This window comes from candidate division KSB1 bacterium (assembly GCA_022562085.1).
Lineage (GTDB): Bacteria > Zhuqueibacterota > Zhuqueibacteria > Oceanimicrobiales > Oceanimicrobiaceae > Oceanimicrobium.
Map to the genome: position 1 here is coordinate 1 of JADFPY010000120.1, position 11,522 is coordinate 11,522.

Below are 11,522 nucleotides of genomic sequence, written 5' to 3' on the forward strand. Positions count from 1 at the left end.
CTTTGAGCCGGTACAAATAAACACCGCTGGCGACCGACTTGCCGGATTGATCCCGGCCGTTCCAGGCAATGGAGTGACTTCCCGGGGCAAGTTTTTCATTCACCAGAACCCGGACCCGCCGGCCAAGCACATTGAAAATCGCTAACGTGACTTTTTGCCCTGAAGGGGCAGGAACCTCAAACGAAATAGTCGTGCTCGGGTTAAATGGGTTGGGATAGTTTTGCTTAAGAACAAAGTCACCCGGTAAGATTGCGTCATCTGCTTCAACCGAGACCGGTTGCCTGATACCCCGAAAAACCCCGCCGCCACGGGTGCCGGTGTAGAGGTTGTCATCCGGATCAATGAGTAGAGCCGTTGCATCTTTATGTAAAAGTCCGTCGTTAATGTTTGTCCAGGTCGCACCATCGTCTTCGGAAACAGAAACGCCGCCGCCCCTCATTGCGATAAAAAGATTGCCCGCCGAGTCGCGCCCCAGGTCTTCGACGCCCAGTACTGGCACAGCGCCCCGTTTCTCCCAGGTGTCCCCGTTGTCGCTTGAGCGAAACACGCCATCAAAACTCGACACCAGCACATCCCCATTTGGCTGAAACAAAAACGCTGTCATATCAAAATTTTGACCGATGCCGTTATTGACTTCAACCCAGGTGCTGCCGGCGTCGGTGGAGCGAAATACGCCATTGCTGCGTGTACCGGCAAAGACGGTTCCCGCGCCGCTGACGGCCATCGCCTGAACCGACGTGCTCGGAATGCCCGTAACCAGCTCGATCCAGGTTTCGCCACCATCAGTTGATTTGAATATCTGGCCAGACACTCCAACATAAACATCATTGTCACTGCCAAAGGCGATAGAGTTCGGAAAGAAGACGGTGAAACTGCTGTCGGCAACAAACCAAGAGTCCCCATTGTTGTCTGAGATCGTTAGTTTCCCGCCGAGGCTGGCGAACAGCCGGCCCGTGTCACTGCTGGCGATGAAGCGCACATCCAGGCCTATGGTGTCTTCGATAGTTCGGCTCCAATTCTCACCACCATCATTCGTGCGGAAAATACCATCGTTGCCGCCGGCGAAGATGGTTCCGCCTGGCGTCTGCGTCATGTCAACGACGTCGACTGCGGTCAGTCCGGCATTCTGTTGCGGCCAGGTGTCGCCGTTGTCGGAAGATCCTACAATACCATCATTGGCCGTCGCGGCGAGCAGTTCTCCCGAAGGCATGACCAAAAAATCTTCGAAAGAGCCGAACACAAGTGGGTTGCTTCCGGCTTCCCAGGTCAGTCCATTATCCGAGGAACGAAAAAAGGAACCACCGCCACCGCCGGCAAAAAGGACGTTGCTCGTATCCCGGGCAAATGAGCGAATACTTGAAAAGGAAATTACTTTTGTCCAATTGGCACCATGATTCGAGCTGCGAAAAGCGCCATCCGAAGTGCCGGCCAGCAACGAGTCTTCGGGCGTGGCAAAAATAGCAAAAACGAATTTGTTTTCGAGGCCGTTGCTTACTTCCATCCAGTTGTCGCCATTGTTGCTCGAAATGAAAATGCCATTGCTTGTTCCAGAGAAGACGTCTCCAAGCGAGTTTATGGCCAGGGATAGCACCCGCATCTCTGTCAGCCCGTTGTTGAAGGCAGTCCAGTTTTCACCGTTGTCTTCTGAGCGAAAGAGGCCCTGGCTGAACGAACCGGCAAAAATGACGTCGATGGAGTTGATCGCTAATGCCTGAATGAAGCGATCCGTTAGACCGGCATCGAAGGCAATCCATTTCCCATCGGGAGACCACGATGGCGAAAATGCCCGCTGCCCTGCATACAACAACGACTCGCGATGATCCGAAAGCGAGAAAATACGCAATTCACGATCTCCCTCCTCAAGGGCAAGTTTAGTGCCGTCCGGTGAGATATCGAGATTTGAAATGTTCATACGATCGGCCAATAATTCCGCATGTTGCCAGGCATTTTCAGGATACTTGAAAAGGGGGACTCTCCAAAGCTCCTGTCTCGCATTTCTCACGGAGAACATAATCTGATCTCCGGAAGGTGAAATATCCATAAAATCCGTGTGCAGACTCGTGGTAATTTGGGTAGGAGAATTGATTAATTGTTTGTCGACAAGATCAACTTGGACATACCATAAATCGCGGGGACCATTCTTGTCAGAGATAAAATAAATTAGCTCATTGTCAGGTGACCATGTTGGGTATTGAATATGATTATCTAAATCAAGTAAAGGATACGCTGCCCAAGTGCCAGTTTCAATCAACCACATCTCGGACTTCAGCCCCACATTAGCAACACAAGCAATCCATGCTCCGTCAATCGACCAACTGGGTTGCGTAAACTTTCTGCCATTTTCCGGCGAGATTTTGGAAAAAGTACTGTCTGCGAAATCATAGACAAAAATTGCCCCGTTTTTCACATCCGACCAATACGTCGAAAATGCGATTTGCTTTCCGTCGGGAGACCATTTCGGACAGAAACCAAAATCGACGATTTGGCTTAGATGTTGACCTGTCGTATCTGTAATCCAGATTCCTGAACTGGCAAAGACAATTTGTCGTCCGTCCGGTGACCATTCGGGGAATTCGATTTCAGCCTTAAACTGATGTGGGATTGACAATGGTTTGCTGTGGCCCGATTCAAGATCCTTGATCCGTAAACTGCCAAATCCAGTAATATCTGTGAGTTTTTTTGACATATAAACTATTTGTTTGCCGTCAGGTGAAAATGACGGAAATCTTTCCATTTCTGATCTAAGACCGATCGAACGAAGGTTTTGTAATGAAATGATGTTTTTTTTATTACCTGTTGAAAATGGATCGCGCAAAACTAATAGCAAAAATAGGATGATAAGGAGAACACCTGTAGTGAAAGACCAATAAAAAGCTCTCGATGGCTTTTTAGGCTGCGGTCCCCTGTTTTGTATTTTTTCAAGCGCCTGACTCAAATCATTTAGCTGTTGATATCGTGCATCTGGGTTTTTCTCCAGTGCCTTCAAGATGAGATGTTCGGTCTTTGAAGAAATCTTGCCTTCAAGGGGTGGTGGCTGATCGTTCAAAACGGATTTCATGAGAGCCACACGTGTCGCTCCGGTAAAAGGTGGAATTCCTCCTGCCAATTCATATAACACGGTCCCCATTGAAAAGATGTCCGTCCGCTGATCGACTGTCCTTTTTTCGATCTGTTCAGGGGCCATATATGCTGCCGTGCCTTGCAGGGATGTGAACGTGGTCATTACCATCGAACTGACCGTTAACGGGATATGAGAGATCTCGCCTCCGGAAGAGGAAGTGATCTCCACATCCAGTAGTTTTGCCAGCCCGAAATCCATTACTTTCACCTGGCCATTTGAGCGAACCATAATATTTTCGGGTTTAATATCACGGTGGATGATTCCTCTTGCGTGTGCAACAGCCAGTGCATTGCTAACCTGAATGCCGATGTCGATAACTTCCTTCTCAGGAAGGCGGCCACGCTCATTCAATATTTGCCGCAAGGTCTTTCCGTCGATGTACTCGAGCACAATAAAATGTTTACCTTCATGTTCACCTATATCATGTACCGTACAGATGCCGGGATGGTTGAGAGCTGACGCAGCGCGCGCTTCTTGGACAAAACGTAGGCGCGCCTTTTCGTCGAGGACGAACTCTTGGGGTAGAAACTTGATAGCAACATCGCGTAGGAGACGCAAGTCTGTCGCTTTGTAAACCACACCCATCCCGCCTTCGCCCAACTTTTCAAGGATTTGATAATGTAAAAGGGTTGAGCCTACCATAGCTTTTTACGTTACTGGTTCTTAAGAAAATCACATATTTATTTACAGTATAACACTTGGATTTACAGCTATGCTTTAAGATAACGCTCTTTAAGAATATTGAGCTCAGTTGTTTTATCGTTAATTTCTGTGTCTATCCTTTTCAATTCCTCTTGGTCTCGGCAGGAATTGCGTTTTTCTTTTAGGTTCGAAATTGCTTTCATCAACTGAACTTCCTGCGGCAGAAACCCTGCTTTTTTCAAGAAATCATAGATAATCTAAACCTGGCAGGCTTCCGGAAATAATTGCTCAAGTCAAGCGGTTTGCCTTTTCTATGAAGGTTATCGAACTCCCCTTTTGCGATGGCCTCTTTTATTTTTGCCTCTACGATTTCTCAAAAGTATGCATTTTTTTTGAATATAGTAAACAACTTTCAAATAGGCCACAATTTTTTCATGCAATTAGAGACAATCCGCAGAAAAACCTTGACAAAAATCTTTTTTTTTGTTACGATAAAACAATATAATTTTTATGTATCACTAAATTAAAGGAGAGGTATTATGGCTACAGGAAGGGGTAGTGTCAACAAGGTGATTCTGATCGGAAATTTGGGCTCTGATCCGGAATTAAAGTACACTCCAAGTGGGGCGGCGGTGACGAATTTTAATGTGGCCACCAACGAAGTTTGGAACGACAAAGATGGCAATAAACAAGAACGCACGGAATGGCATCGTGTCGTCCTGTGGAGGAAGCTGGCAGAAATTGCCGGTGAATATTTGAAAAAAGGTAGTAAAATTTACCTTGAAGGTAGGTTGCAAACACGGTCGTGGGAGGATAAAGATGGGGTGAAACGATATACCACGGAAGTTGTTGCGGATAATATGACCATGCTCGATGCAAAGAGTGAAGGCAGCGGCAGCGACGTTTCTTCTGCGCCTCCACCAGGCGAGGCACCCCCAGCCGCTGACTCCGGTGCGGAAGACGACTTACCTTTTTAACTGATATAGGTAAGAACATGCCTGGGGAGGCAGAACTTCAGGAAAAAATCCGAGAGCAATCTCGGATTTTTTTTACCCGCAAAAATGCATACAACCACAGATTGACACAGCGCGGCGAAGCCGCAACAAAAAATTCTAAATTTAGCCTGATTAACCCCATTAGATAAGAGTTTTTAGGTTTTCTGTTTAGCTGATGTTTATATCTAACGGGGTTAACACCGATGTGCACGGATAAATGTGGTTAAAGTGTGAAAAACATTTAAAGATATTTTTAATGGCTCAGTTAATAGAAAAAAAAATAATATTCAAAACTTGGGGTCCATAAATCCGTGTTTTATCAGTGAGAATCCATGGCTAAAAAACTTTGCTAAAAAAACACAAGGCTGTCGGTTTGTAGTACGGATTTATCGGATAAAAAAAAGTTTAAGTACCTCGTTTAAAATCTGTGCCAATCAGTGTAAATCCGTGGCAAAAAACTGTGACATTCAAAATGGCCCCGCATAAACTTACCGAACTCATCAATTCCGCAGAAGCAGCTCAGCAAAGAGCTGTTGCGCCTTATTCAAACTTTCAAGTAGGCGCGGCTTTAGAAACCGAATCCGGTAAAATTTATTCCGGCTGCAATATCGAAGTCAGTTCTTACAGTTTGACGATTTGCGCCGAGCGGGTCGCCATTTTTAAAGCGCTTTCCGAGGGAGAAAAAGATTTTACCCAGTTAGTCGTCACCGCTAAAACCAAAGACTTTTGCCCGCCCTGCGGTGCTTGCCGCCAGGTTTTGATCGACTATGCTCCGAACATTAAAATTTTCATGCTCAATTCTGAGGGCGAAACAAAAGAGACTACAATTGCTAAATTGCTCCCTGAAGCTTTTACCAGGAACTTTTTATCGGATTCATAACAATTTTTGAACCGGAGAACCCGTAGGGTACCCCTTGGGGGTACCCAAAGCAGCGGGCAGGCACAAGACCTGCCCCTACCCTAACCGCAAACCAAAAAGAATTTGAAGAAAAAAGGCATCTTAATCGGCATTGCCGGTGGCTCGGGTTCGGGAAAAACCCTGGTCGCCGAAACAATTTATAAGGATCTCGGTTCGGACAAGGTCATTCTGCTGAAACAGGACTCTTATTACAAAGATTTGAGTCACCTACCTTTGGAAAAACGCCACGAAAAGAACTTCGATCATCCGGATGCCATCGACTCCGAACTTTTGATTGCACAGGTTAAAGATTTGTTGGCCGGCCGGACGATCGAAGAGCCGGTATATAATTTCGTGACTCACAGTCGCAGCAAAGAGACAAAGACAGTTGGACCGCACTCGATGATCGTGTTGGACGGAATTTTGATTTTTGACAATGTAGAACTTCGCAACCTGATGGATATAAAAGTTTACGTGGACACGGATCCTGATATCAGGGTTATTCGGCGTTTAAAGCGTGATATTCTTGAACGTGGCCGCTCCCTGGAGTCCGTCATCGAGCAGTATGAGCAGAGCGTGCGGCCCATGCATTTACAATTTGTTGAACCTTCGAAAAGATATGCGGATATTATTGTGCCCGAAGGGGGATATAATAAAGTCGCAATTGATTTAATAAAAACCAAAATTGAAGCTTTGCTGAACGAGTAAAGCACCGCGAGTTATCAAACAGTAATGATCGACATGACCCAGTTTACAGCAACACGAAGCATTAACGCACCGATTGACTTGGTTTTCAAAACAGTATCGGATATCAATAATTTTTCAAAAGCAATCCCTGATATCATAAATGTTGAATTTCTATCAGATGTTAAATCAGGTATCGGGACCCGTTTTCGTGAAACCCGCTTGATGAATGGCAAAGAAGCGATGACGGAATTAGAGGTAACAGAATTTGTCGAAAATGATCATGTTCGGATGGTGACTGATAGTCATGGGGCCGTATGGGATTCGGCGTTTACTGTTAAAAGAGTAGATGGCCACACCGAACTAACCCTGGTCATGGATGCGAGACCGCATAAATTCATGCAAAAAATGATGATTCCCATGATAAAAGGCATGATTTCAAAAGCACTTGAAAAGGATATGGATGCTGTGAAAACCTATTGTGAAAAATGATAGTACCTGGGCAAATTCACGAACCAACAAACGGAGATTCAAAATGCTTAACGTCGTTACGAAAGATTTAGGATGGATTGAAGTCATCACCGGCAGCATGTTCAGCGGAAAATCCGAAGAGCTGATTCGTCGCCTGAGACGGGCGCAAATTGCACAACAGGAAGTTGCGATATTTAAGCCGCAGATCGATACCAGGTATTCGAGTAATCACATTGTTTCTCATAATGAACAGAAGATTCCGTCCGTTGCAGTCAAAGACGTTGCCGAAATCTTCGAGAAATCAAAAGATGCCAAAGTCATCGGAATCGACGAAGGTCAATTTTTTGGTCCGGAATTGGTCGGCGTCTGTCAACAGCTTGCCTTTCAAGGGAAGCGGGTGATCGTTGCCGGGTTGGACCAGGATTACCTGGGACAGCCGTTTGAGCCCATGCCGCAGATGCTGGCCATTGCCGAGTCAATCACAAAAACCCTGGCGATTTGCGTCAAATGCGGCAACCCGGCAAATCGCACACAGAGAATAACCCAGGACAAGGGTAGGGTTTTGGTCGGTGCCACCGATATTTACGAAGCAAGATGCCGTACTTGTTATGAACCACCGGAAGAAGCTGAATAATTGAATAGACTGTAATAGCCGAAGTGGCCACACTTCTGGTTCGATAAGCCTAGAACTCAGGCGAGTTCTGCAACACTGTATATAAGAATAATTGAAACCTAAAGGAGGGAGACACAAATGGAACGTCTTATCAGTGTTTTCGGATGTTTTGTACTGATTGGAATTGCCTGGCTGCTTTCAAATAATAAGCGGCAGATTAATTATCGGGTGGTCGTTTGGGGGTTGTTACTGCAATTGGTTTTTGCAGTGATTATTCTTAAAACCGGCCCGGGACAGGCGGTATTTTTCTATGCCAAGGCAGTGATTACCAAGCTGCTCAGTTTCACGGATATCGGCGCCGAGTTTCTCTTCGGTAACCTGTATCGCGGCGATCCCGGCGTTGTCAAAGGGTTGGAGGAAGTTTCTCCGCGCCAAGGTTTGCCTCCAGGCCCTTTTCAACTCTGGAGTCCGGAAACAAAATCATTTGTCAATATTGGAATCTCGTTTGCAATGCACGTTCTGCCGACGATCATCTTTTTTGCGTCATTGATGTCGATTTTGTACCACATCGGAGTCATGCAAAAACTCGTGCAGGGAGTCGCCTGGGTGATGGCAAAATTTTTGGGTACGAGTGGGGCCGAGAGTCTTTCCGTTGCTTCCAATATTTTTGTCGGACAAACTGAAGCGCCTCTGGTCATCCGGCCGTTTGTTGCAAAGATGACCCAGTCTGAGCTGATGGCGGTTATGTGCGGCGGCTTTGCGACTATTGCCGGAGGAGTGATGGCGGCTTATGTTCGCTTTGGCGCAGACGCGGGACACCTCATGGCCGCCAGTGTGATGTCGGCGCCAGCCGCTTTGGTGATGGCGAAAATTATTTTCCCGGAAACCGAGCAGCCCGAAACTGCCGGAACCGCAGAGATAAGCGTAGAAAAAAATACCGTCAATGTCGTTGATGCGGCAGCCACCGGCGCCGCCGACGGCCTTAAATTGGCACTGAATGTCGGCGCAATGCTTCTCGCTTTTTATGCTTTGATTCATTTGTTGGATTTTAGTTTCATAAAAATTAGTTCAATTTTTGGTCTGGAGGAATTTGGCCTGAAGAAAATGCTGGGGTACGCATTCGCCCCGTTGGCTTTAGTCATGGGTGTTGAAACCGCCGATGTTTTGAACTTCGGTTATCTTTTGGGCACGAAGATTTCCCTGAATGAATTTGTCGCTTTTGTGCAATTAGGTGAGTTGAAAGAGACTTTGTCACCAAGATCATTTACCATCGGTACTTACGCTTTGTGCGGGTTTGCTAACTTTAGCTCTATCGCAATTCAAATCGGCGGCATTGGCAGCATTGCGCCGGAACGAAAAGGGGATCTGGCCAGGCTTGGTTTAAAAGCGATGATCGGTGGCGCCCTGGCTTCCTTTTTGACTGCTACAATTGCGGGGATTTTGATTTAAAGGAAGGAAGTCTTTAATTCTGTTTCTAATCCCATCAAATACCAAAAGAAGATAAAATGGCGAGTACTCCACCCATTTAACCCAGGAGGTTTCCTGCCAAATTCCGGTTTTAGAAGAGTCAATTAAAATCCAGTAAGACAACCCGGCCAATCCTGTCAGCAAAAGCCAGGCGCGATTCGGCACAACTACGAGAAAAGGCAGCAGCCAGCACAGGTACCACGGGTGTGCAGTCGGGCTGAGCAGAAAAAATGCGCCAAAAAAAATCAGACCAAGCTTAAAAATCCACACATTCCCCTCTTTTTCAAAGTCTTTTTTAAATCTAAAAATGAAGTAAACAAACAGGCTTACGAAAATAACGCCAATGATTCGTTTTGAAAACTCTAAAGCCGAATCGGTGTTTTGGGTCCAGAATTTTGTGACTGCTGAAAAAATCAAGGAAAAGATTGAATCGTTAAATCGCCATTTGGCGGTGTAGACCAAAAGCCCCGAAAACAATTTTTCTCCGGCGTCTGCGTAGGGCAAATACAGGAGGGTTGTAAAGAGGACAAAAAATAGAAGTAGAACCGACTTATTTTCTTTTTTTACGAGCATGATGAAAGGTAACAGAAAGATTGCAATAAACTTTGTTAAAAAAGAAAGTACCAAAGTAAAATTTGACCACAAGAGCTGTTTTCGGGTTAAGAACCAAAGCGAAAGTGTCAAGAGAAAAATTCCGATAATGTCCGCATGTCCGCTGCCGGAAATTTCAACAATAATTAGCGGGTTCCAAACATATAATAAAACCCGTTTTGAATTGAGACCGAGGTTTTTGAGCACTAAAATTAGAATTGCGATCGTTAATAAGTCAAGGCCAAAAAAGGCGGCTTTGAATGCCAGAAGTGAAGGATCTAACTTAAACATACCCCAAAAAACAAGTTGACTTACCGGCGGATAAATCGTCGAAATTTCTTTGTGGTTTACGTGGGGATAAATGGATTGATCCCGTACTGGTTTCAGTTCCTCCGCTTCGGGCGGGTACTGGTAAGGATTAATCCCTTGAGATGCCACCTTGCCATCCCAGACATAGCGATAAATATCATCCGAAAGAGTCGGTGTTGTAAAAAGCATGGTAAGCCTGAAAATTACGCCGAAGATGATTCCAACAGTCAGGAATTCCTTCGTTGAAACTCTCTCCTCCTTTAGCTTAATCCGGAGTTTTTTTAGCCATCGAATTTTCCCTCCGTTTGTTTGATTTCCGGAAAAGTAAAAAAAGAGCGCTGCGGCCGCCAAATAAAATAGAAAAATTACACCATAGCAAATTAAGAAAAGCGGAATCTGCGTTCTAAGATTCTCTATTCCGGCAATCACCAGATAGCAGATTTCTGAACCTAGAGCTAAGCCCAAGATGGTCTTGATGTTTAGGTTTTTTTGACTCATTCGTTCCTTATCTAATGGCAACTAAAGTTTAGTAGGATATAAATTTAGACAAAATTATTAAAATAACAAAAGACAATTATTTAATTTAAGACCTTAAAACTAAATGTCGATATAAAAATGTTAATTCACTAACAAACTTAAATTTGAGAAAATTGTCAATAAATTGCTTAGTGAAATCCATAATCTTCCACTCGTAAGTGAGCTGACAAAGCTTTCGATTCGTGAGTTGCTTTTAGCAGCTGTTGACTCAGTTCAATCATTTAGCTTCGATAAAAACATCAAAATCAAGTACCGCAAGTCCAGAACGGACGACTATGTATTGGGTGATCAAGAGCAGCTTTTGCAGGTGACGAAAAATCTGATTACCAATGCAATTCGATTCGGGAGTAAAGGTGACCAAGTATTTATCGATCAGGACGTCATTCAAGGTAAACGTTACAACGAAATTACTAATTTTGTAAGAGTTGGCGTTCGAATTTGCGGGCTGGGTATCTCCAAAGAAATGTTCGACATTATCATTGAGAAATTTCAGAATTTAACAGAACTCTTGCGTGTTAAACCTATAGAAACTTCAGGCCTTGAACTATCCTACTCCCAACAAGTTATCAAGAACTTAGGCGGTAATATTTGGATCAAAAGTCAACTTGGTAAAGGACTTGCTTTTTATTTCACGATACCTCTCGCACCAAAAGTAGAAGAGCCGGTGTGATAGCAAAGAAGTAAAAAAGGTGGATATTAAAAGTACATCACCCGTCGATGTTTAATTTCATTTTTTAAATACAATTTTGTAACATCAATAAGTTGCAAAACGCGCAATTGACAAAAATAATCAGCCACACCAAGCGAAGTGTCCGGATTTCAGTCTAAAACCGGTAATTCTTTACACTAATTAGGGCTTTTGAATGGCTGAAAACTGACCACGCTGGTGATATTGAAAAAACATAGACTTAGGATATGTTTTTTGGAAGAAAGAGTCTTTTAGGGCAAAATTGTAAATCCAACATATATGAAGGTTCAAAGATACGAAGCTAATAAGTCTAAATTCATTTTAAACTTAACCTGTTATCAAAATATCAAATTTTACTTAGATTGTTGGAATGTATTTTGCGATAAGTCTGAGAGATTTTGAAAGCACAAAGGGTCATTATAATTAGAGAACTAATTTAGTAAATAACTAACATTTCTCACTTCAATATATATTGCTATTATTGCACTTACAATGGAAAAGTTCAT

The 11,522-nt window shown here is 44.3% G+C and carries 10 protein-coding genes; 7 read left to right on the forward strand and 3 right to left on the reverse strand.

Annotated elements, in window-relative coordinates; all coding sequences use genetic code 11:
• Window positions 1–3,763: protein kinase (locus IH879_11505; protein MCH7675561.1), on the reverse strand; the 3,763-nt coding region annotated here is incomplete at its 3' end.
• 238 nt (window positions 3,764–4,001) lie between these two features.
• Window positions 4,002–4,133 carry a DUF1992 domain-containing protein gene (locus IH879_11510; protein MCH7675562.1) on the reverse strand — a complete coding sequence of 44 codons (132 nt, stop codon included), beginning with the start codon at window positions 4,131–4,133 and terminating at the stop codon, window positions 4,002–4,004.
• 169 nt (window positions 4,134–4,302) lie between these two features.
• Here IH879_11510 and IH879_11515 point away from each other — a divergent pair, with 169 nt between their 5' ends.
• From IH879_11515 to IH879_11540, 6 genes are all read left to right on the forward strand, one after another.
• Window positions 4,303–4,740 carry a single-stranded DNA-binding protein gene (locus tag IH879_11515; GenBank protein MCH7675563.1) on the forward strand — a complete coding sequence of 146 codons (438 nt, stop codon included), beginning with the start codon at window positions 4,303–4,305 and terminating at the stop codon, window positions 4,738–4,740.
• Between the two features lie 490 nt (window positions 4,741–5,230).
• Window positions 5,231–5,638 (forward strand): cytidine deaminase, encoded by a 408-nt coding sequence (cdd, locus tag IH879_11520; protein ID MCH7675564.1) that lies wholly within the window; start codon window positions 5,231–5,233, stop codon window positions 5,636–5,638.
• A 102-nt stretch (window positions 5,639–5,740) separates the two neighbouring features.
• A complete protein-coding gene (gene udk / locus IH879_11525) occupies window positions 5,741–6,364 on the forward strand; it encodes a uridine kinase (GenBank protein ID MCH7675565.1) in 624 nt (207 codons plus the stop codon).
• 24 nt (window positions 6,365–6,388) lie between these two features.
• The gene (locus IH879_11530; protein MCH7675566.1) at window positions 6,389–6,832 is read left to right on the forward strand and encodes an SRPBCC family protein; all 444 of its coding nucleotides are present in this window, start codon (window positions 6,389–6,391) and stop codon (window positions 6,830–6,832) included.
• A gap of 43 nt (window positions 6,833–6,875) precedes the next feature.
• Complete coding sequence (locus tag IH879_11535) at window positions 6,876–7,445, forward strand: thymidine kinase (protein MCH7675567.1); 570 nt, start codon at window positions 6,876–6,878, stop codon at window positions 7,443–7,445.
• A gap of 117 nt (window positions 7,446–7,562) precedes the next feature.
• Window positions 7,563–8,873, forward strand: coding sequence for a NupC/NupG family nucleoside CNT transporter (locus IH879_11540; protein ID MCH7675568.1), 1,311 nt, complete (start codon window positions 7,563–7,565; stop codon window positions 8,871–8,873).
• Here the strand turns inward: IH879_11540 and IH879_11545 are convergent.
• Window positions 8,805–10,289, reverse strand: a complete 1,485-nt coding sequence (locus tag IH879_11545) for a hypothetical protein (protein ID MCH7675569.1) — start codon at window positions 10,287–10,289, stop codon at window positions 8,805–8,807. The genes IH879_11540 and IH879_11545 overlap by 69 nt on opposite strands.
• Window positions 10,290–10,452: 163 nt before the next feature.
• Between IH879_11545 and IH879_11550 the strand changes: the two genes are divergently transcribed.
• Window positions 10,453–10,998, forward strand: a complete 546-nt coding sequence (locus tag IH879_11550; protein MCH7675570.1) for a HAMP domain-containing histidine kinase — start codon at window positions 10,453–10,455, stop codon at window positions 10,996–10,998.
• Window positions 10,999–11,522 lie beyond the last annotated feature (524 nt).

Bases quoted from the DNA above. Each gene is read 5' to 3' on its own strand.
- IH879_11535 (MCH7675567.1), top strand. From the start codon at position 6,876: ATGCTTAACGTCGTTACGAAAGATTTAGGATGGATTGAAGTCATCACC.
- IH879_11530 (MCH7675566.1), top strand. From the start codon at position 6,389: ATGATCGACATGACCCAGTTTACAGCAACACGAAGCATTAACGCACCG.
- IH879_11545 (MCH7675569.1), bottom strand. From the start codon at position 10,289: ATGAGTCAAAAAAACCTAAACATCAAGACCATCTTGGGCTTAGCTCTA.
- IH879_11540 (MCH7675568.1), top strand. From the start codon at position 7,563: ATGGAACGTCTTATCAGTGTTTTCGGATGTTTTGTACTGATTGGAATT.
- cdd (MCH7675564.1), top strand. From the start codon at position 5,231: ATGGCCCCGCATAAACTTACCGAACTCATCAATTCCGCAGAAGCAGCT.
- IH879_11515 (MCH7675563.1), top strand. From the start codon at position 4,303: ATGGCTACAGGAAGGGGTAGTGTCAACAAGGTGATTCTGATCGGAAAT.